Source organism: Gemmatimonas sp., assembly GCF_041689975.1.
In the GTDB taxonomy this organism is placed as follows: domain Bacteria; phylum Gemmatimonadota; class Gemmatimonadetes; order Gemmatimonadales; family Gemmatimonadaceae; genus Gemmatimonas.
In genome coordinates this window covers 1-20,536 of the sequence record NZ_JBDNFF010000112.1, presented here as the reverse complement: position 1 = coordinate 20,536, position 20,536 = coordinate 1, and the positions used below count along the sequence as shown (strand labels likewise).

General features: G+C 65.4%; 18 protein-coding genes. 10 read left to right on the top strand and 8 right to left on the bottom strand.

Annotated elements, in window-relative coordinates; translation table 11 throughout:
- Both ACESNG_RS07840 and ACESNG_RS07835 read left to right on the top strand, forming a co-directional pair.
- A partial coding sequence (locus ACESNG_RS07840; protein WP_373068455.1) for an aminotransferase class V-fold PLP-dependent enzyme occupies positions 1 to 616 on the top strand: 616 nt, incomplete at its 5' end.
- A gap of 9 nt (positions 617 to 625) precedes the next feature.
- Positions 626 to 1,171: a paraquat-inducible protein A gene (locus ACESNG_RS07835; RefSeq protein ID WP_373068453.1), complete on the top strand. Its 546-nt coding sequence runs from the start codon at positions 626 to 628 to the stop codon at positions 1,169 to 1,171.
- Here the strand turns inward: ACESNG_RS07835 and ACESNG_RS07830 are convergent.
- From ACESNG_RS07830 to ACESNG_RS07795, 8 genes are all read right to left on the bottom strand, one after another.
- A complete protein-coding gene (locus ACESNG_RS07830; RefSeq protein WP_373062636.1) occupies positions 1,125 to 1,589 on the bottom strand; it encodes a hypothetical protein in 465 nt (154 codons plus the stop codon). The genes ACESNG_RS07835 and ACESNG_RS07830 overlap by 47 nt on opposite strands.
- Positions 1,590 to 1,626: 37 nt before the next feature.
- Positions 1,627 to 2,586 (bottom strand): SGNH/GDSL hydrolase family protein, encoded by a 960-nt coding sequence (locus tag ACESNG_RS07825; RefSeq protein WP_373068451.1) that lies wholly within the window; start codon positions 2,584 to 2,586, stop codon positions 1,627 to 1,629.
- A 76-nt stretch (positions 2,587 to 2,662) separates the two neighbouring features.
- Complete coding sequence (gene purH, locus ACESNG_RS07820; RefSeq protein ID WP_373062632.1) at positions 2,663 to 4,192, bottom strand: bifunctional phosphoribosylaminoimidazolecarboxamide formyltransferase/IMP cyclohydrolase; 1,530 nt, start codon at positions 4,190 to 4,192, stop codon at positions 2,663 to 2,665.
- Positions 4,193 to 4,242: 50 nt separating this feature from the next.
- Positions 4,243 to 4,914: a phosphoribosylglycinamide formyltransferase gene (locus ACESNG_RS07815; protein WP_373062630.1), complete on the bottom strand. Its 672-nt coding sequence runs from the start codon at positions 4,912 to 4,914 to the stop codon at positions 4,243 to 4,245.
- Positions 4,915 to 4,924: 10 nt separating this feature from the next.
- On the bottom strand, positions 4,925 to 5,545 hold the full coding sequence (locus ACESNG_RS07810; RefSeq protein ID WP_373062628.1) for a D-glycero-alpha-D-manno-heptose-1,7-bisphosphate 7-phosphatase: 621 nt from the start codon (positions 5,543 to 5,545) through the stop codon (positions 4,925 to 4,927).
- Entirely contained in the window at positions 5,542 to 6,957 is a 1,416-nt protein-coding gene (locus ACESNG_RS07805) for an Ig-like domain-containing protein (RefSeq protein ID WP_373068449.1), read from the bottom strand. Before ACESNG_RS07805 ends, ACESNG_RS07810 begins: the two co-directional genes overlap by 4 nt.
- Entirely contained in the window at positions 6,954 to 9,716 is a 2,763-nt protein-coding gene (locus ACESNG_RS07800) for a valine--tRNA ligase (RefSeq protein WP_373068447.1), read from the bottom strand. Before ACESNG_RS07800 ends, ACESNG_RS07805 begins: the two co-directional genes overlap by 4 nt.
- Positions 9,717 to 9,761: 45 nt before the next feature.
- Positions 9,762 to 10,505, bottom strand: a complete 744-nt coding sequence (locus tag ACESNG_RS07795) for a BON domain-containing protein (RefSeq protein ID WP_373059180.1) — start codon at positions 10,503 to 10,505, stop codon at positions 9,762 to 9,764.
- A 136-nt stretch (positions 10,506 to 10,641) separates the two neighbouring features.
- On the opposite strand from ACESNG_RS07795, the gene thrS reads away from it, so the two are divergent.
- The 8 genes from thrS to ACESNG_RS07755 form a co-directional block, all read left to right on the top strand.
- Positions 10,642 to 12,681 (top strand): threonine--tRNA ligase, encoded by a 2,040-nt coding sequence (gene thrS / locus ACESNG_RS07790; RefSeq protein WP_373068445.1) that lies wholly within the window; start codon positions 10,642 to 10,644, stop codon positions 12,679 to 12,681.
- Positions 12,678 to 13,925: a diguanylate cyclase gene (locus ACESNG_RS07785; protein WP_373063722.1), complete on the top strand. Its 1,248-nt coding sequence runs from the start codon at positions 12,678 to 12,680 to the stop codon at positions 13,923 to 13,925. Before thrS ends, ACESNG_RS07785 begins: the two co-directional genes overlap by 4 nt.
- 416 nt (positions 13,926 to 14,341) lie before the next feature.
- The gene (locus ACESNG_RS07780; RefSeq protein WP_373068443.1) at positions 14,342 to 15,187 is read left to right on the top strand and encodes a creatininase family protein; all 846 of its coding nucleotides are present in this window, start codon (positions 14,342 to 14,344) and stop codon (positions 15,185 to 15,187) included.
- A 123-nt stretch (positions 15,188 to 15,310) separates the two neighbouring features.
- Positions 15,311 to 16,519, top strand: a complete 1,209-nt coding sequence (locus ACESNG_RS07775; RefSeq protein WP_373063718.1) for an acetyl-CoA C-acetyltransferase — start codon at positions 15,311 to 15,313, stop codon at positions 16,517 to 16,519.
- Positions 16,520 to 16,543: 24 nt separating this feature from the next.
- Positions 16,544 to 17,410: a lysostaphin resistance A-like protein gene (locus ACESNG_RS07770; protein ID WP_373068441.1), complete on the top strand. Its 867-nt coding sequence runs from the start codon at positions 16,544 to 16,546 to the stop codon at positions 17,408 to 17,410.
- A 20-nt stretch (positions 17,411 to 17,430) separates the two neighbouring features.
- A complete protein-coding gene (locus ACESNG_RS07765) occupies positions 17,431 to 18,285 on the top strand; it encodes a 3-hydroxybutyryl-CoA dehydrogenase (RefSeq protein WP_373063714.1) in 855 nt (284 codons plus the stop codon).
- A gap of 6 nt (positions 18,286 to 18,291) precedes the next feature.
- Positions 18,292 to 19,476 carry an acyl-CoA dehydrogenase family protein gene (locus ACESNG_RS07760; RefSeq protein ID WP_373063712.1) on the top strand — a complete coding sequence of 395 codons (1,185 nt, stop codon included), beginning with the start codon at positions 18,292 to 18,294 and terminating at the stop codon, positions 19,474 to 19,476.
- Between the two features lie 17 nt (positions 19,477 to 19,493).
- A partial coding sequence (locus tag ACESNG_RS07755; protein WP_373068439.1) for a Glu/Leu/Phe/Val dehydrogenase dimerization domain-containing protein occupies positions 19,494 to 20,536 on the top strand: 1,043 nt, incomplete at its 3' end.

The following is a 20,536-nucleotide window of genomic DNA, read 5'->3' as shown; positions in this document are numbered from 1 at the left end:
GATCTGCGACATGGCGCACGCGCGCGGTGTCCCGGTCATGGTGGACGGCGCGCATGCCTTCGCGCAGCTCGACTTTCGCATTCCCGACCTTGATTGCGACTACTACGGCGCCAGTCTGCACAAGTGGCTCGGTACACCACTTGGCGCCGGCCTGCTGTACGTGCGCCGCGACCGCATTGAAACGCTCTGGCCGATCTACGGCGACGAAGGACAGCCCGCGACCAGCATCGCGAAACTCAATCACACCGGTACGCATCCGGTGCACACCGACCTGGCAATCGAGGACGCGATCGCCTTTCACGAGGAGATCGGCATTCAGCGCAAGGAAGCGCGCCTGCGCTGGCTACAGCAGTACTGGACCACGAAGGTACGTGCCGTGCCGCGCGTGCGACTGTTCACCCCGGCAGATCCCATGCGCACCGGTGCGATTGCCAATGTCGGGATCGACGGCGTGAAGCCCGGCGACCTCGCCACGGCATTGATGGACCGCTTCAAGATATTCACGGTGGCGATCGATACCGCGGGCGTGACCGGCGTGCGCGTTACGCCACAACTCTTCACCACCACCGCCGAACTGGATGCGTTCGTTCGCGCGATCACCCAGCTTGCGGCCTAGAGCAACGTCATGACATCACGGAATAAACTCGCGATCGCGCTGGCGCTGGTGTCGCTAGTGCTGCTGTGGCCGGGACTCGTGCAGCCGGTACTCACCATCCGCGCCACCATGGAGCTGTTCGGCAATACGCGCGAACTCTCCAACGAAACCCGCAGCGTGATCAGTGCAATTCAGAGTCTGCACAACACCGGCAACAATTTCGTGGCAGGGCTCATCCTGCTGTTCAGCGTGCTCGTTCCGGTCCTCAAGGCCGCGTTGCTGCTGCCGATCTTCGCGCTGCGCCGGAGCGCGGCGTCGTATCGGCTGTATGGCGTGGTGCAGGCCATGAGCAAGTGGTCGATGGCCGACGTGTTCGCGGTCGGCATGCTGATCGCGCTGCTGGTCGGGAAGGGCACCGCCAATCTGTCGGCGGTGGCCGGTCCAGGCTTCTATTTCTTCGCGGCGTACTGTCTGGTCTCGAATGCGGCGTTTCAGGCGCTGCGGATCGAGCTGCCCACCGCGGTGGTGCCTACTTCTTCGGCAACGACTTCGAGTCCTTTCTCGGCGCGATCTTGAACTTCGCGATAGGCTGCTTGTCCATGTTCACCATGCCCTCGATGCTGCCGTCCGCGCCGAACGTGCCGTCGTGTTCGAGTAGCTTGCCCTCCGGCGCGGTTACGCGGAATCGTACCTGCTTCCCGGTGAGTACCACGTTCGAGATGGGCCCCGTGCCCTGACCGGGCACCAGGGCTTGACCGGCGATGGTGGCACCCGATTGCGTGAACGTGTACAGCACCGGCACCACGATCACGCTGTCGGGCAGCGGCACGGTGGCGGTACCACTCCATCCGCCGACCAGCACCGATGAGGGAGACGCCGGCGCCATGGCCTTCACCGACTTGGACTGCGCGGCAAGAGGCGCCGCCGTAACCGCCCCACTCACGATCACGCCGAAAGCGGCGGCCACGACGTACGTCACGCGTAGAGACATCACGAAATCTCCGACTAAGGGAAGTGGTGCGGTTCCGGAGTTATCGCGGAGCGATGACGGCGTCCAGCGCGTCGATCGCCCGCTGCGAAACCAGCCGCCCCGCCGCCGCCGTGGGATGGAACCCGTCCCAGAAGAAGAAGCTGTCGGGGGTCGTGCAGATCGCCGCTGGCGCGCTGCTCAGGCACGGCAGCGTGACGTTGGTGAAGCTGAAGCTGCTGGGGTTTGCAATTACGGCCGCGTGGAGAGCGCCGGCGTCGAGCACGTACAGCTTGAGAAACGGCAACGAGGCGCGTAGCGCCGGCAGCTGAGCGGTGAGGCCCGCGTTGAACTGGGTCGAGAGCTGCGTCGCACCCGCCGAGGCGGCCGCGCCCTGGGCACGCACGAGCGGCGTCTGGCCGATATTCACGCTGTTCACGAGCAGGATATTCTGCGCACCGTTGGCGTACAGCCGGTTCATCATGTTGATGGTGTTCAACACGGCGCCGCCGATGATCGTGGCCGGCGCCGCCGGGTTCGTCACCGACTGCGTGAGCGCGTCGTTGATGTCGTTGCCCACGGTCGCGACGTTGAGCACGAACAGAGTGGTGGCCCGTGCCCCCGTGTTAGGCGCGGCGAGATAGCTCTCGACCTGCTGCGTCATACTCGGCACACCCTGCGTGGTGCCGGCAATCGGACCGGGGCGCGCGCCGTTGAACGAATAGTTCGTACCGCCCGTGCGCGACGGCGTGACCGTCGTTCCGTACTTCGTCGCCACCAACTCCACCCACAACGGGCCGTTGGAGACGCGACCGCTGAAGTACGGTGCGGGCGGACAGGTGGCCGGGCTCAGGTTGCAGGCGTTGCCCGTGTCATCGAGGCTCGCGCCGAACACCACGGTCGCCGTGAAGCGCGCGGGCGTTCCCACGCTCGTGGGCGTGTCGTCAGAACAGGCGGCCAGCAGCGACAGACTCGTGGCGGCGAGCAGCGCGCGAAGGGCGGTGCGTCGGGAGAGCGTGGTCATGATTGGATTGTGTCGAGGAGCAGAAAGGGGAAGGGACCAAGGCAGCACAAAGAATAGAACAGGCGCGAAGTAACGCCTAGTGACGGAAGAGACGCTCGCCGGTGAACACCATGGCGATACCATGTTCATCGGCCGCCGCGATCACTTCGACGTCGCGCACCGATCCACCAGGCTGCACGATCGCCTTCACGCCGGCCGCTGCGGCCTGATCGATGCCGTCGCGGAACGGGAAGAAGGCGTCGGAGCCGAGCGCTACGCCCTGTGTGACGTGGCCGGCGCTGGTGGCTTTATGCACGGCCAGGAAGCTGGCATCCACGCGCGACATCTGACCGGCTCCGATGCCGATCGTGGCGCCGTCGTGCACCAGCACAATGGCGTTCGACTTCACGCTCGCCACGGACTTCCAGGCGAAGTGCAGGTCGATCATTTCTTTGATAGAGGGCTGCCGCTTGGTGACCACGTTCCACTGGGCCGGCTCCACCGGCGCCGGTGCGCGATCCTGCACCAGCAAGCCGCCGCGCACGCGCTTGTAATCCATACCGCCCTTGGGCCAGGTCGCACGTCCTTCCAGTACCCGCAGGTTTTTCTTCCGGCCGAGAATCTCGACGGCTTCGTCGGCGAACGACGGCGCCACGATGCACTCCACGAACAGGCTGGAGATCGCTTCCGCCGCCGGTACATCCACCGGCACGGTGAACGCGATCACGCTGCCGAAGGCCGACACGGGATCACAGGCCAAGGCCTTCTTGAAGGCGGAGAGGGCGTCGAGGCCGGTGGCGACGCCGCACGGTGTCGTGTGCTTGATGATCGCGCACGCCGGCTGATCGGCGAACGGCTCGATGGCGAGCAGCGCGCCTTCGAGGTCGAGCAGGTTGTTGAACGACAGTTCCTTGCCACCCTTCTGCACCAACGCGCCCAGGCCGGCGCCCGGCTGCTCCACGTAGAACGCCGCGCGCTGCTGCGGGTTCTCGCCGTAGCGCAGCGCCTGCTGTTTCTCGAAGGCGAGGGGATACCGGTCGGGGAACGGCTCGCCACGCTGCTGTGCGAACCACTGCGCGATCGCTGCGTCATAGCTACTCGTGTGCGCGTACACCTTTTCCGCCAGCAACGTGCGGAAGGCCAGGTCGTCGCCGCCCGCCTGCACGATCTCCAATACCTGCGCGTAATCGGTCGGATTGACGATCACCCATACTGACGCAAAGTTCTTGGCGGCCGAGCGCAGCATCGACGGGCCGCCGATGTCGATGTTCTCGATCACTTCTTCCGGATGCACCTTCGGCTTGGCGGCGGTTTCGCGGAACGGATACAGATTCACGACCACGAGATCGATGGTCCCGATGTGGTGCGCCTTGATGGCGTCCATATGTTCCGGTAGATCACGTCGCGCCAGCAGCCCACCGTGAATCACCGGATGCAGCGTCTTCACGCGTCCGTCAAGCATCTCCGGGAACCCGGTGATCTCACTGACGTCTTTCACAGCAAGGCCAGCGTCACGCAGCACCTTGGCCGTTCCGCCTGTGGAGACCAGTTCATATCCCTGCTGAGCGAGTCCGGTAGCGAAAGGAACGAGACCGGACTTATCGGAGACGGAAAGCAGCGCGCGCATGGAGACGGGATCGGGAGAAAGAGAAGAACGACGGAGGACCGAACGTGGAATCAACGCGGAAAGAGGCGCGCAACGTCCACAGGAGTATCGAGATGCCCGTGTACGCGACCGTTATCACCAAGCACGATCGATCCCGACGCCACCGCAGCCACGCAGAGTGGCAACAGGCGATGCTCGGTGCGCAACACGCGCGCGGCCAATAGAGTGACGTCATCACCGGGGAGTACGGGCACGGGCCACTGCGCGATGATCGGACCGTTGTCGAAGTGCTCGTCCACGAAATGCACGGTGACACCGGTGAGCGTGACCCCGTGTTCGAGCACGGCCGCGTGAATGCGCCTGCCGTACATACCCGGACCGCCGAACGACGGCAGCAGCGCGGGGTGCACGTTGAGCAGGCGACCGCGGAACGCGCGCACGACGCCCTCGGGGACGAGCTTGAGGTAGCCGGCCAGCACCAGCACATCGGTTTTGGCCGTGTCGAGTAACGACAGAACAGCATCGCTGTCGAGTGGTGCGTCGAGCACCCCCGTGGCGATTCCGGCGACGCGGGCGCGATCGAGGGCGCCCGCGCTCTCGCTATCCGAGCCCACGAACGTGATCACGCCGACGCTGGCCGCAGGGCCCGCAAAGTGATCGATCAGCGCCTGCAGGTTCGATCCACCGCCCGAGGCGAGTACGGAGATACGCGCGAGCGAGAAGGGAGTGGTCGGCATGGTCATGGCGCCCAAACTACTCCGAACGAGTGGTCGACTGCAGGGGCGTGCGCGCGCCGATCATCGCCAGCGCAATCGACACGGCTTCCAGGATGCTGTCAGACATGAAGATGCGCGCCGAGAGTGCGGAGCGGGCTTCTTCCACATCCGACGACGGCGTCTCGATGCCCGGCACCAGGATCCCGAAACCACCGGTTGCGAGCGCCGGCTGCACGTCGCGCCACCGGTCACCGATGTACGCGCTGTGCGTGAGATCGAGTCGATGCGCCGCGGCCGCCTCACGGTACATGCCGAGTCCGGGCTTCCGACACGCGCACGGCTCCTTCGGATGTCCCCAGTGCGGACAGTGGTAGGTGGCCAGTACTGATGCGCCGCCCTCACTCAGCAGCGCATGGGTGCGATCACGCACCGCCTCGTACTGCGCGCTGGTAATCAGTCCGCGAGCAATGCCCGACTGGTTCGTGACGATCACGACCGGCACCTGTGCCGCGTTCGCGTGCGCGACCGCAGCGGCCGCGCCAGCCAGCAGTTGCACGCGACTCGCATCCGCGAGGTAGTGCGCGTCGGCGATCAGCGTGCCGTCACGGTCGATGAACAGGGCGGGGACCGGCGATTCGGCGGTGGCCAACGCGATCACGACCCGCCGAACAGCGCGCGGACGCGCGACCGCATGGCCTGCGACAACGCCTGCGCCAACGTGTCACGTGGCGCCGGTCGCGGCGCCGGTCGCGCCGCAGCACTATCGCGCTTGGTGCTGTCGCGCTTGGTGCTGTCGCGCTTGGTGCTGTCTGTTTTCGGCGCACGCGGCGTGGTGAAGGTACGCGCCGGACTGCGCACCGTCCCCGAAAGACTGCGAATGTTGGACACGCTGAGCCGGTACTGCTTCTGCGCTTCCAGCACGGTATCCAGCGTCACGTAAATTTCTTTGTACAGCAGCGGCCGACGCAGTTTTGGCGGCGGCGTCGTGTCGATCGGGGCGCCGGGACGGCCACGACGGGTCGCCATACGGGCGCGCGTCTCACGCTCGGTGCGGGCCACGGCGGCCACACTGTCGGCGCGCCTCACGCGCGCCAGCGAATCGGTGCGAGCCCGCAACGCCGGTGTCGAATCGCCGCGAGCAGCCACCCGCGCCACCGAGTCGGCGCGCGCCCTCGCACGCAGCGAGTCGGCCAGATTACGTTCGGGGGTCGTCTGCACCCGCCGCACGCTTACGAGCGACGAATCGGCGCGCTTGATGATCACCTCTCCCGGGAGGAAGATGCGTCCCGGGGAGTACGGCTTGTCGAACACCACCTTCACCACGCCGCTATCCAGCGGCGTCACTTCCGATACGCGCAATCCTACGGTGTCGTGCGCAAACCCGTAGAACTCGACGTCCGCCGACTGCGTGAGGGTGACGCTCACCGAGTCCCAGACTTCGATGGGGTCGAGACTGCGGTTGGTGTTGCGGTCGCCGTACGCACGTAACAGATACGGGCCGGGCGGCAGATACTGCAACACAAATCGTCCAGAAGAATCGGCGACCACTTGATAGGTCGTGCTATCCGAAGCGACCGCTTCGACCAGGGCTCCGGAGAGTCCGATGCCGGCCGCCCAATCAAACGCCACGCCGGCAACGCGCGTGGTCGGTATCGGGCCGCCCGTGCTGAACACGAGCTGAATCGTGCTGTCGATGCCGTTGTTGCGCAGGTCCTGCAGGCCGCGCTTGATGACCACCGAATACACCGTGTTCGGCTTCCATCCCTTCGACGGGCGGATCTCGATCTTCGATCGCCCCCAGTCCACCTCGGGCACGCCGCTCTTGGGACTGATGAACACCAGGTCCGCGATATCCTTCGCGCCCTGCGGCGTCTCGTTGATCACTTCGTCGAACTGCAGCACCACCGCTTTTGGCTTCGCGCCGACGGCGTTGTTCTGCGGTGTCACCTTGAGCACGAGCGGCGACGCCAGATCGGGCTGGCCGCCCGGCGGCGCGGCCTGATTGGCGCAACCCGTGAGCAACAGCAGCGCGGCCGCTCGCATCCTCACGGCCATCATCGCGGACTTCACGCGCCGAACGTTCCGAGCTTGGTGCGCATCAGCGCACACCGCGCCCGCCATTCCTCGGCCTTGGCACGCTCCGCCTCCACCAGCGCCGGCGGTGCCTTGGCCACGAACTTCTCGTTGGCGAGACGGCCGTCGAGGGCGTTCAGCTGCGTTTCGAGTTGTGTGAGTTCGGTGTGCAATCGCTGCTGCTCCTTCTCGAGGTCGACCATGCCGGCCAGCGGCACGACCAGTTCCACACCGTCACGCAACAAGAGTTGCGCCGACGCCCCCCCGGGGTTCTCCGACGCCATCACGACGCGCGCGCGCGCCAGCGAGCCGATCGTATCGCGCTGATGATCCAACAACTCCGCCATGGCCGCGGGGGCCACCAGCATCGCGTCCACCCACGCGCCCGGATTGACGTTGTACTCCGAACGCACGCTGCGGATCGCCTGGATCGCATCACGGGCGTACTCGAACGCCTGCGCCCCGGCGGATACCGCGCCATCGGCCCGACGGGCCACCGGACACGCGGCCTGCGCCAGAAACACGCCCTTGGGCGTATTCGGCAATTGCTGCCAGAGTGCTTCGGTTATGAACGGGACCATCGGCTGCAGCAAGCGCAGCGCACCGTCGAAGGCGTGCGCAAGCACGGTCCGCGCCACGTCGCGGTCCTCACCCTCGGTGGCGTACAGGCGCGGCTTGAGTGCTTCGAGATACCAGTCGGCCAGTTCGTTCCACACGAACCGGCGCGCCGCTTCGGCGTACTCCGACAACCGCAACCCGCGACCACGCTCGGCGTCGGTCCACGTGTGCCCGTTGGCCGGGCGCGGCGGACCCAACGCCGCATTGCAGTCGAGAATGGCCTGGTCGAGACGGTCGAGGATCCACTGATCGGCGGCCGTAAGCCGCTCGGGCGCGATCGACGACAACGGCTGCAGCGGTTCGGTACCGACGCGCGACAGCAGGAAGCGTCCGATGTTCCAGAGCTTCGTACAGAAGTTGCGCCCCGGCGCGAACGACTTGTCGAGATCGTTGGGGTCGAGCATGACATCGACGCCGAGACCGAGACCGGCCACCATCGTCCAGCGCAACGCGTCGGCGCCGTACAGCTTCACGACGTCGAGTGGATCGATGCCGTTGCCAAGCGACTTCGACATCTTCTTGTGCTGCATGTCGCGCACTGTACCGTGCAGATACACGGTGTGGAACGGCGTCTGGTCGAGAAACCAGCAGCCCGACATCACCATACGCGACACCCAGAAGAACAGAATCTCCGGGGCCGTGACCAGCACATCGCCCGGATAGAACGCCTCGAGATCCGGCGTTTCGTCGGGCCAGCCGAGCGTGGAGAAGGGCCACAGCCACGAGGAAAACCAGGTGTCGAGCACGTCCTCGTCCTGACGCACACGGCCGTGGCATGACGGACAGGCGATCATATCGGTGCGCGATACGAGCGGCTCCTGCAAGCACGCCGGATCGTCGCAGTACCACACGGGTACGCGGTGGCCCCACCAGATCTGTCGCGAGATGTTCCAGTCGCGAATGCCTTCCAGCCAGTTCACATAGACCGCTTCCCAGCGATCCGGCAGAATGCGCAGCTGTCCGCCGCGCAGTACGGCGAGCGCCTTGTCGGCCAGCGGACGCATGCGCACGAACCACTGATCGGACAGGCGCGGCTCGACCACCGTGTCACAGCGGTAGCAGTGGCGCACGGCGTGCGCGTGTGGCTCGACTTTCACCAGTGCACCGGCCGCGTCGAGCATCGCCACGATGGCCGTCCGTGCCTCGGTGCGATCAAGTCCCGACAAGGCCGCTGGCACGCGTCCGGCGGCGTCTTCGACTTCACGCACGATGCCTTCAGCATCGATCACGACCGGCATTGCGAGGCCGTGGCGCTTCCCGACGTCGAAGTCGTTGGCGTCATGGGCCGGCGTGATCTTCACGGCACCGGTGCCGAAGGCGGCGTCGGTGTACGTGTCGGCGATGATCGGAATGCGCACGCCGTTGAGCGGCAGCACGACGTCCTTGCCGATCATTGCCTGATACCGTTCATCCTCGGGATTCACGGCTACCGCCACGTCGCCGAGCATCGTCTCCGGGCGCGTGGTGGCCACGGTGATCGACTGCGTCGGGATGTCGGCGAGGCTATACTTGATATGGTAGAGCTTGCCTGTCGTGTCGGTGAACTCCGCCTCTTCGTCCGACAGCGAGGTGCCGCAGCGCGGGCACCAGTGGATCACCCGGTGACCCTTGTAGACCAGCCCGTCCTCGTGCAATCGCACGAACGCTTCGCGCACGGACTTGGAGAGGGCAGGGGAGAAGGTGTAGGCGGTGCGCGACCAGTCCGCGCTCGATCCGATCGCTTTGAGCTGATTCAGGATCTCGCCGCCGGTATGCTCCACGAACTCGGCCACCTGCTCCACGAACGGTCCGCGGCCCACGTCGAAGCGCGTCTGTCCGTGAGCGGCCAGCTGCTTCTCCACGACGTTCTGGGTGGCGATACCGGCGTGGTCCGTGCCCGGCAGCCAGAGCGCCTCATCACCCGCCATACGACGCCAGCGGATGAGTACGTCCTGCACGGTATTGTTGAGTCCGTGCCCCATGTGCAGAACCGCCGTCACGTTGGGAGGCGGGATCACGATCACGAATGGCTCGCGCGTCGCGGCGCGTTCAGCATCGGCCGTAAACACGCCGTGCTCTGTCCACCGGGCGTACCAGGCGGACTCAGTGGCGGCGGCGTCGTAGGTCGTCGGCAGCGGATTCGTGTCGGGCGCAGTCATCGCCCAAGATAACACGGGTGGACAGGCGACTGACCCACACCCACGTCACCCTCGGTGCGGCGTCTCGTACTGCGCCGTCCGGTGGCTTTGGATCGACCCCGGCCCTCGAACTGCCAATTGATCGACGACCGCAATGACGTCCGGAACGCCCCTGGCGATCGTAAGCGCATGCGCGATCTCCCCCGTGCTGTCCACCCAGCCCGTGAGTTCGATAGTGCCCGCCCCCACTGCTCCGATATCGATGGCGCGCGCCTCGAGCACCGGATCGTTGCGGAAGGCCTCGAGAACGCGGGATTCCAGCTCTTCATGGGTGGGTACCGACGGGCCGCTCGGTACCACGACGGTGTCCGCTACGCCGTCGGCCTGCGGCGCGCGCGCCGCCTGCCTAGGGGCGGACGACGTGCCGACGACCTCGGGTTCCATCGAGCGCGTGCGGCGGTCGCGCATGCGATCCCGGAGGCGCTCGCGGGTGGAGTGTCGGTCGGGTAATGACTCAGGCTGTGTGGCCTCGGCATCCCCAGGACGGCGGACATGCATATGCGCAATCGACTCGCCAGCGAGCTCCGAATCGTCGTCGGCCAGCTCATCAAACGCATCGGTGCGACGCTCGTCGCCACGCCAGCCTTCGGGGCCAGGTTTACGACGGCTGCCGCGGCGAAGCAGACCGTCTACACCGCCGATCCGATCGGCCACCAGCATGCCAAGGGCGACACCGGCCACCGCGCCGAGCGCCACCCACAGCACTGACGAGCCACGCGTCGAACGTTTCCTGAATGGGGATTGTGCCATGATACCACCTCCGTGACCCCACGCCAGCCGCCGCGATCGGGAAGAGGATCGCGGCTGATCTTGGCGTGACTCCTTGTGCAAGGATAACTTGACCGTCCTCGCTCAGCGAGGGCGTTCACCTTTCTGCCCGCTCCTGATGACTGCCGGTTCGCAAACTGCTGCTGACGCTGCTGCCCACGCGCACATCGTCCTGACTCTGCCCGATGGTTCCACTCGCGAGGTCCCGCCAGGGACGCTGGCGCGCGATGTGGTGCTCTCGATCGGGGCGCGCCTGCTGCAGGCGTCGCTGGCCGTCGCCGTAGACGGAGAAGTGCTCGACCTCATGACCCCATTGCGGTCATCGGGTTCCTTCGTCGTGATCACGGAAAAGGATCCGCGGGCGCTGCAGGTGCTGCGCCATTCCGGTGCTCATGTGCTGGCCACTGCTGTGCGCCGCTTGCGCCCCGACGCCAAGATCGGTTTCGGCCCCGCGATCGACGACGGCTTCTACTATGACTTCGAAGTCGACAAGCCGTTCACGCCCGACGATCTGGCCGCGTTCGAAGCCGAGATGAAGAAGGTGGTGGGCGAGAAGTACCCGTTTTTGCGCGAAGAGGTCTCGCTGAGCGAGGCCCGCGTGCGCTTCGTGGACGATCCGCTTAAGCTCGAGCGCCTCGATGACTTCGAGGGCAGCGACGAAGTCATCTCCACGTACACCGACGGTCCGTTCATCGACCTGTGCCGCGGCCCGCACGTCCCGGATACGTCATATCTCAAGCATTTCAAGCTGCTCACCACCGCGGGCGCCTACTGGCGCGGCGATGTGAAGCGCCAAATGCTGCAGCGCATCTACGCCACGGCCTTCTTCAAGAAGGACGAACTCGAGCAGCACCTGCACAATCTCGAGGAAGCGAAGAAGCGCGACCACCGCGTACTCGGCAAGGCGCTCGATCTCTTCCAGCTGTTCCCGGTCGCGCCCGGCGGCGTGTTCTGGACGCCGAAGGGGACGACGTTGTACAACACGCTCGAAGCGTTCGTGCGCGAGCGTCAGCAGGAGGCGTTCAAAGAAATCAAGACGCCGCTGCTGTACAACAAGACGCTCTGGGAGCAGTCGGGGCACTGGGGCAAGTACAAGGAGAACATGTTCCTCGTGCTCGACAACGAGTCGGGCGAGCACGACATGTCGCTCAAGCCGATGAATTGCCCGTCGCACCACTTGTACTTCGCCTCGAGCAAGCATTCGTATCGTGACCTGCCCATGCGCTACGTCACGTTCGATGTGCTGCACCGCAACGAGCTCTCGGGCGCGCTGTCGGGCCTCACTCGCGTGCGGCAATTCGCGCAGGACGACTGTCACGTCTATCTGCGTGAAGATCAGATCGCCGACGAAGTGAAGTTCCTGATGGACTTCATTCTCGGCTACTACGACACCTTCGGTCTCACGGCGAAGCTCAAGTTCGCCACGCGTCCCGAGCAACGCATCGGCTCCGACGAGCTGTGGGATCGCGCCGAGGCGGCCCTGCGCGCCGCACTCGACGGCACCGGGCGACCGTACGAACTGAAGGAAGGCGACGGGGCGTTCTACGGCCCCAAAATCGACTTCGACGTCATGGATAGCATCGGCCGCGCCTGGCAGCTGGGCACGATCCAGCTCGACTACAACGCGCCGGAGCGTTTCGACCTCACCTACACGGGTGACGACAACGCCCCGCATCGTCCGGTGGTGATCCACCGTGCCGTGAGCGGTTCGTTCGAACGGTTCATTGCCATCCTGATCGAGCACTTCGCGGGTGTGTTTCCGGTGTGGCTGTCGCCCGAACAGGTGCGCGTGATTCCGATCGCGATCGATTACAACGCGCACGCCGAGGCGTTGGTGGCCCGCATGAAGGCGGCGGGTATTCGTGCCACGCTCGATGCACGCAACGAAACGCTGAATTACCGCGTGCGTGAAGGCGAAATTCAGAAGGTGCCGTACATGTGCGTGATCGGCCGTCGCGAAGCGGACGAGAATACCGTCGCGCTGCGGACGCGCGGCGCCGGCAAGAAGCAGGACATCATGTCGTCGGACGCGTTCATCGCCCGCGTGCTCCGTGAAATTGCCGACCGCACTCTTGCCATCCCGGCTGATGTCGTGGACGCGGCGACGAGCGCGGTTGTGAATACCGCGGCGTCGGAACAGCCGGAGGCGACCACGTGACCCCCGAGGCGCTACTCGATCTGTTCGTGCTGGCGCCTGTCGGCCTCGTGGAGGTAGACGAAGAGGGGCGGGTCGAGGTCGCCAATCTGGCGGCGCGCACGCTGCTCACGCCGTTCACGCGGGCGGGTTCGCTCGATGATTTGTTTGTGGCGTTGGGTGCGGTGGCTCCCGACCTCGCCGCCCGTGTGCGTGGGTTCGACTCTTCGCGCGGCGTCATCGTCGACGCGCTCGAACTGCTGGCCCCCGGCGAGCAGCGCGGTGTGCATCTCTCGTTGGTGAAGGTGGGGCCGGGCCGCATCGTGGCCGTCGTGAACGACGCCGGTGCATTGGCCACAGCCCGTGGACTATTGTCGCGCGCCGATCAGCGGCTGCGTGCGGTCGAGGGAGCCGTGCGGGACTACGCGATCTTCACGGTGAACACCAGTGGTGTGGTCGACTCGTGGAGCGAAGCGGCCGAGCGCGTGCACCAGTGGCCCGCGGCGGCGGTGGTGGGTCAATCCATGACAGCGCTGCTGCCCCCGGACAGCGGCGGTGAGGCGTACGTGCAGGACACGTTGGCGCTCGCCGCCCGCAACGGCTGGTGCGAGGAGGAAGGGCATCGGCAGCGACAGGATGGATCACTCTTCTGGGCCAGCACCGTCGTCACGGCGCTCCGCGCTACCGATGGCGCCGCCAACGGCTTCTCGGTGGTCACTCACGATGTCTCGGAACGTCGCCGTCTCGAGGAGAGCCTGCGCGACGATGCCTCGAGCGGGACCGACTACCTCACCGGCGTCTCGGCCCGTCGCGCCTTCTTCGACGTGGCCTCGTCCGAGGTGGCGCGCGCGCGCCGGTACGGGCAGCCGCTCACGATGCTGCTGGTCGATCCAGACAACTTCCGTGACATCAACGAGCGGCACGGCGAAGCTTTCGGCAACGAGTGGCTCCGTGCCATCGCCTGGGTCTGCCGTCAGGAATCGCGCACCACCGACGTGGTCGGTCGTGTGGGTGGCGAAGCGTTCGCGGTGTTGTTGCCCAGCACGGAGCGCTCCGGCGGCCTGGTGCTGGCCGAGCGTATCCGCGAGCGCATGCAGCGGCACGTGTTCAGCGGCGATGTGCAGGGGGTGCGCTGCACCTTGTCGGTGGGTGTGGCAGAGGTGACCGACTCGGTCATCAGCGTGGACGGTCTGCTCACGGCCACAGGGACGGCGGTACAGCGGGCCCAGCAAGCGGGCATGAATCTCGTGGTCGGCTACGACGACTAGCCGCGCGCTGTTGGGCGCGGAAGGAGCGCGCGGGTGTGGCGCTCGGTCGGACCGGGTGGATCCCTTTCGCCGCTTCCTGCGCGGGGATGGCCGCGCGCCTCTCGCTTCCCTCCGGCGCCGGCCCCTCCCACGCAGAGGCGGCTGCAGGGACCACCCGGCCCGACCGGCTGACCCGGCATCGCTGCAGTGGGGGGCCGACCGCGGGCTTACGGAGGTCCGGCGACAACCGCGACGTAAGTCGCCTCGGCGGCGGGATCACTCACGACTCCAAACTTGAACTCATTACCCAACACTCACGTGAGTCTCGAGTTTTGAGTTGAAGTTCTGAGTGATGGGTTCTTCTCCAGCAAAGTCCCCTTTGCGGGCGTAGCATACACGTTGACCCCCGCTTACCCTCCCCACCGCCAAACGCTCCCATGACCAGTCGCCTCACTCTGGCCGCGCTGTTCGCTGCCGCACTGATCTCGCCCGCTGCTACCGCGCAGGCGCAGCCGCGCAAGCCGCTCGTGGAATTCGAGATGATGACTTGGCCCGAGGTGAAGGACGCGCTCGCCGCCGGCAAGACCACCGCGTTGTTCTACACCGGTGGCACCGAGCAGCGTGGTCCGCAGAACGTGAACGGCGGGCACAACCTCATGGGTCGGATCATCGTGCGCACCATTGCCGAGAAGCTTGGTGATGCCATTGCGATGCCGGTGTTGCCGTACACGCCGAACAACGCGAGTGCCACACTGCCCGGCACCATCGGACTCACTCCCGAGCTGCTGAAGGGCATCCTCGAGCGCGTCAGTGAGCAGGCCATCGCCACGGGGTTCAAGACCGTTGTGCTCATGGGTGATCACGGCGGTGGCCAGCCCAACGTGTATGCCGACGTCGCCAAGTCGCTCAGTGACAAGTACACGCCGCAGGGCATCCGGGTGCTGTACTGCGACGCCGTGTACTCCACGGCCAACGCCGACTTCGACGCCTATCTCAAGGCCAACGGTTTCCCGTCCAGTTCGCACGCGGGCATTCCCGACACCTCGACCATGCTCTACCTGGGCGATGGAACTTGGGTGCGACTCGATCAGCTCCCGAACGCCCTTGGCGATCCCGCGCCGACCGGCCCGCGTGGTGCCGCCCCCGACCCCAATGCGCCACCCCGCAAGAACAACGGTATCACCGGCGACGGCCGGAAAGCCAGCAAGGAACTCGGCAAGAAGCTCTTCGAGATGAAGGTCGACTATGCCGTGAAGCAGATCAAAGGGATGACTGGCCGCTAGGCTGGGACGAATCGCTGTCGCCGAAATCGAACGCCTCTGCGGCTCCGAATTTCGCCAATTTCGCGGTGAGATCGGTTATTTTTAAGGGCTGCATCTGCCCGTTCCCGCCACTCCCTGTCCTACATGAGCGACCTGACTCGCCAGCCCGTTATCGTGGGTGCCGCGCGCACACCGATCGGGCGGTATCTCGGGGGCCTCTCGCCCCTCTCTGCGCCGGAACTTGGCGCCATCGCGATCCGTGCCGCGCTTCAGCGCAGCGGCGTTGCCCCCGACGCGGTACAGGAAGTCATCATGGGTCACGTGCTGCAGGGCGGCACGGGCCAGGCTCCGGGACGTCAGGCTATGCTGAAGGCGGGCGTGCCCGCCACCGCATCAGCGCTTACGATCAACAAGGTGTGCGGCTCCGGACTCAAGGCCGTGATGCTCGCTGCGCAGGCCATCAAGGCCGGTGACGCGCAGGTGATTGTGGCCGGCGGCCAGGAAAGCATGAGCAACGCGCCGCACTACGTGTTCGGTATGCGTGGTGGTGTGAAGCTGGGCGACCAGACGATGGTCGACGGCATGATCAAGGACGGTTTGTGGTGCCCCACCTGCAATGTGCACATGGGCGTGCACGCCGAGTATACGGCGACCAAGGCCGGTGTCACGCGGTCGCAGCAGGATGCCTTTGCCGCCGGCTCGCACGCCAAGGCCGTCGCCGCGCAGCAGGCCGGCAAGTTCACGGCTGAAATCGTGCCCGTCGAGATTCCCGGCCGGAAAGGACCGACCATCATCTCGGTCGACGAAGGCCCGCGCGCCGACACCACCGAAGCTTCGCTCGCTGCTCTGCGGCCGGCGTTCCCGAGTACGGGTGACAACAGCAACCTTTCCGTCACCGCCGGCAACGCGTCGTCGCTGAACGATGGCGCGGCGGCCGTCGTCGTCACGTCGGAAGCGTATGCCCGCGAGCATGGCCTCACGATTCTGGCCCGCATCACTGCCTACGCCACGGGTGCCGGCGAGCCGCAGGATCTGTTCTTCGCGCCGATCACGGCGGTCAGGAATCTGATGGCGAAGTCGGGCACCACCATCGCCGACTACGACCTCATCGAAGCCAACGAAGCGTTCGCCTCGCAGGCACTGGCCGATGGACTCGGTCTTTCATGGGACGATGCCCGCGTGAATGTAAATGGTGGCGCGATCGCCCTCGGCCATCCGATCGGAGCAAGTGGAGCGCGCGTGCTCGTCACGCTGCTGCACGCACTGGCTGATCGAGGCAAGAAAACCGGCATCGCCACGCTCTGTCTGGGCGGTGGCGACGCCGTTGCATTGTCGGTGGAGCGCGTCGACTAACACACGTCTTCGCATTCACGGCTCATGAACAAGGCACTGCGGGTTCCCTGGCGGCTCCTGAGCTTCGGTGTCGCCTGGATCCTGGCACAGGGCATCGCCGAGTCGGTCCTTGGGCCGCTATTCGGCGCGATTTCCCGTAGCGTCGGTGAGTCGGTGCCAGCGTACCCGTGGAGTTCGCTGATCGGGGTGGCCGCGGCGTGCTACGTGGCGCTGCGCTTCGTGGACGATGTACCATGGACGGTGATGGCACTGGGAGAGGGGGCGTGGCAATGGCGGCGGCTTGCCGGCGGTGTGCTGGTGGGTTCGGCGGCGATTGCCGGCACGGCGGCGATCCTGTGGGGCCTTGGTGCCTTGCGTTTCGAGAACATGCCAAACGGCGGCATCGATAGCGCCGCGTTGGTGGAAGACGGGTGGGGGGGGACGGCGCTGCGGCTCCTGCTGTTGTTGGGGCCGGCCGCGCTCTGGGAAGAGCTGGTGTTTCGTGGCTACCTGTACGCCGTGGCCGATGAGGCCGCAGGTCGTTGGGTCGCGCGGTTGAGTTCGAGCGTGGCGTTCGGAGCGGTGCATCTCATGAATCCCGGCGCGAATGTGCGCACCACGGTGGTGGTCATGCTCGCCGGACTCTGTCTTTGTCTCGTGCGTGAACGCACGGGAAGTCTGCCGGCGGCGTGGAGCGCACACCTCGCGTGGAATTGGGTGATGGCGGCGGTGTTGCACGTGCCGGTGAGCGGACTGCCGTTCGCGACGCCGGGCTACCGCGCCGCACTGCACGGGTCGGAGTGGATAACCGGTGGAGACTGGGGCCCCGAAGGCGGGCTGGTGGCGATGCTGGTGTTGAGTGGATCGCTGGCCGTCGGACTGCGACGAAGCGGAACACTGGCACAGACTTAACTTTTCGGAGTCGAAACGATATGCAGGCAGCTTTGGAACGCGCAGCCGTCGTGGGCGCGGGGCAGATGGGCAACGGCATCGCGCATGTGTTCGCGACCAGCGGACATGCCGTCACGTTGATCGACGTGAATGCCGACGCGCTGGCGAAGGGTCGCGATACGATCGCCAAAAATCTCGATCGTCAGGTCAAGAAGGGCGCGATCGAGGCCAGTACCGCTGAGGCCGCGCTCGCGCGCATCGCTACGTCCACGTCGCTCGATGCCGTGGCCGATGCCGCCATCATCGTGGAAGCCGCGACCGAACGCACTGATCTCAAGTTTCGGATTTTCGAAGATCTCGATCGACTCGCTCCGGCGGGCGCGATCCTCGCCAGCAACACCAGTTCGATCTCCATCACCGAAATCGCGGCCCGCACGAAGCGTCCCGAACAGGTCATCGGCATGCACTTCATGAACCCGGTGCCCGTCATGCAGCTGGTGGAAGTCATTCGAGGACTCGCCACCAGTGACGCCACAACCGAAACGGTGATGAGCCTCTCGAGGGGGCTCGGCAAGACGCCGGTGGAAGTGAACGACTTTCCGGGTTTCGTGGCGAATCGTATCCTGATGCCGATGATCAACGAGGCCATCTACTGCGTCATGGAGGGCGTCGGTACGCCCGAAACCATCGACACGGTGATGAAGCTCGGCATGAATCATCCCATGGGACCGCTCACGCTCGCCGACTTCATCGGCCTCGATACCTGCCTCGCGATTCTCGAAGTGCTGCACAACGGACTCGGCGATCCGAAGTACCGCCCGTGCCCGCTGCTCCGCAAGTACGTCGCCGCCGGCTGGTACGGACGCAAGTCCGGCCGTGGCTTTTACCAGTACTGACCCGCCATGTCACTTCTTCATCTCGACGACACACAGCAGGAAATCCAGGCACTTGCGCGCGCATATGCGCAGCGCGAGCTCGTGCATCTCGCCGGTGAGCGCGATCAGGAATCGCGCTTCGACCGCGAGATGGTCACGCAGATGGCCGAACTGGGGTTCTTCGGCATGCTCACGCCGGAACGCTTCGACGGACTCGATCTCGACGTGCAGAGTTATCTGCTCGCGCTCGAGGAAATCGCGGTGGGTGACGCGTCGGCGGCCGTGTTGCTCAGCGTACACAACTCGCTGCCTACGCAGATGATCCTCGAGTTCGGCACCGAGGCGCAGCAGCAGCGTTTTCTGCCGCCGATGGCGCGTGGAGAACTGCTTGGCGCCTTCGCGCTGTCGGAGCCGGAAGCCGGATCCGATGCCGCTGCGTTGCGCTGTCAGGCGATGCGCGACGGCGACAACTGGTTGCTGACCGGCACCAAGGCCTGGGTGTCGCATGGCAGCGAAGCCGGTGTAATTCTGTGTATGGCGCGCACCGATACACCCGACGCACGCCAAGGCAGCAAGGGCATCTCGACGTTCATTCTCACGCCCGATCTGCCCGGCTTCCATCTGGCCAAGAAGGAGAACAAGATGGGGCTGCGCGCGTCACCGACGGTGCAGATCAATCTCGATAATTGCCGCGTGCCGGGTGACCGGCTGCTGGGCGAAGAGGGGCAGGGCTTCGTGTACGCGATCGGGTCGCTCGATCACGGACGACTCGGTATCGCGGCGCAGGCCATCGGCATCGCGCGCGCCGCGCTCGAAGCGGCGGTGCGCTATGCCGGCGAGCGCAAGCAGTTCAACAAGCCGATCGCCGAATTCCAGGCGATTCAATTCAAGCTCGCCGACATGGCGACCCGTATCACCGCCGCCCGCACGCTGTTGCATGCGGCCGCGGCGGCTAAGCAGCGTGGCGAGAAAATCACGCGCTTCAGCAGCATGGCGAAGCTCTTTGCAAGCGAGACCGCCATGTGGGTCACGACGCAGGCCGTGCAGGTGTTCGGCGGCTACGGTTACGTGACCGACTACCCCGTCGAACGCTTTTTCCGCGACGCGAAAGTGACTGAAATCTACGAAGGCACGTCCGAGATTCAGCGCATCGTGATCGCCCGCGAAACGCTGGCCGCGGCGGCCGCGAGCGACGGATCTCTTCCAGACTGATCTTCCGGTTCCTACCTATGCACTACTTCGAAACGATTGCCGAGATGGGACATGAGCAGGTGGTGTTCTGCCATGACAAGGCCTCCGGCTACCGCGGTATCATCGCGATTCACGACACGACCCTCGGCCCCGCCCTCGGCGGGTGCCGTTTCTGGAACTACGCCTCGGAAGACGCGGCGGTCGTCGACGCGCTGCGTCTCTCGCGCGGCATGACGTACAAGAACGCGGTCGCCGGTCTCAATCTTGGCGGCGGCAAGTCGGTCATCATCGGCGACAACAAGACGACCAATCGCGAGATGCTGTTCCGCGCACACGGGCGCTTCGTCGATTCCCTTGGCGGCCGTTACGTGACGGCGGAAGACGTCGGCACGACGGTGGAAGACATGGACTTCGTGCACATGGAAACGAAGCACGTCGCCGGCATCGGCTCCAGGTCGGGCGACCCGTCGAGCGTGACGGCACATGGCGTGTTCCGCGCCATTCAGGCGTCGGCGTGTCAGAAGTGGGGCAGCGATAATCTGGAAGGCCGCACGATCGCGATCCAGGGACTTGGCAACGTGGGCTCCCACCTCGCCAAGGAGTTGCATGCGGCGGGGGCGAAGCTCGTGGTCACCGACATCGACGCGGGGCGCATCAAGCGGGTCGTCGACGAGATGGGGGCGACGGCGGTCGCGCTCGACGAGATTTACCGTGCGAGGGCGGACATCTTTGCGCCCTGCGCGCTTGGCGGCATTATCAATGACGACACGATCCCGCAGCTCAACGTCGAGATCGTGGCCGGAGCCGCCAACAATCAGCTGCTCGAAGACCGTCATGGTGATGCCCTCGAAGCCAAGGGAATTCTGTACGCACCCGATTATGTCGCCAACGCCGGCGGTGTGATCAACGTGTACAGCGAGCTTACCGGCTGGAGCCGGGAGCGGTCGCTGCGCAAGGCCGACGAGATCTATCAGACCGTCCTCAGCGTTTTCCGGCTGGCGAAGGACACGGGCATTCCAACTTACAAGGCCGCCGATCGGGTCGCGGAGCAGCGCATCCACGCGGTTCGCGGTATGATCAG

Bases quoted from the DNA above. Each gene is read 5' to 3' on its own strand.
- ACESNG_RS07835 (WP_373068453.1), top strand. From the start codon at position 626: ATGACATCACGGAATAAACTCGCGATCGCGCTGGCGCTGGTGTCGCTA.
- ACESNG_RS07825 (WP_373068451.1), bottom strand. From the start codon at position 2,586: ATGACCACGCTCTCCCGACGCACCGCCCTTCGCGCGCTGCTCGCCGCC.
- purH (WP_373062632.1), bottom strand. From the start codon at position 4,192: ATGCGCGCGCTGCTTTCCGTCTCCGATAAGTCCGGTCTCGTTCCTTTC.
- ACESNG_RS07815 (WP_373062630.1), bottom strand. From the start codon at position 4,914: ATGACCATGCCGACCACTCCCTTCTCGCTCGCGCGTATCTCCGTACTC.
- ACESNG_RS07800 (WP_373068447.1), bottom strand. From the start codon at position 9,716: ATGACTGCGCCCGACACGAATCCGCTGCCGACGACCTACGACGCCGCC.
- ACESNG_RS07795 (WP_373059180.1), bottom strand. From the start codon at position 10,505: ATGGCACAATCCCCATTCAGGAAACGTTCGACGCGTGGCTCGTCAGTG.
- thrS (WP_373068445.1), top strand. From the start codon at position 10,642: ATGACTGCCGGTTCGCAAACTGCTGCTGACGCTGCTGCCCACGCGCAC.
- ACESNG_RS07780 (WP_373068443.1), top strand. From the start codon at position 14,342: ATGACCAGTCGCCTCACTCTGGCCGCGCTGTTCGCTGCCGCACTGATC.
- ACESNG_RS07775 (WP_373063718.1), top strand. From the start codon at position 15,311: ATGAGCGACCTGACTCGCCAGCCCGTTATCGTGGGTGCCGCGCGCACA.
- ACESNG_RS07770 (WP_373068441.1), top strand. From the start codon at position 16,544: ATGAACAAGGCACTGCGGGTTCCCTGGCGGCTCCTGAGCTTCGGTGTC.
- ACESNG_RS07765 (WP_373063714.1), top strand. From the start codon at position 17,431: ATGCAGGCAGCTTTGGAACGCGCAGCCGTCGTGGGCGCGGGGCAGATG.
- ACESNG_RS07760 (WP_373063712.1), top strand. From the start codon at position 18,292: ATGTCACTTCTTCATCTCGACGACACACAGCAGGAAATCCAGGCACTT.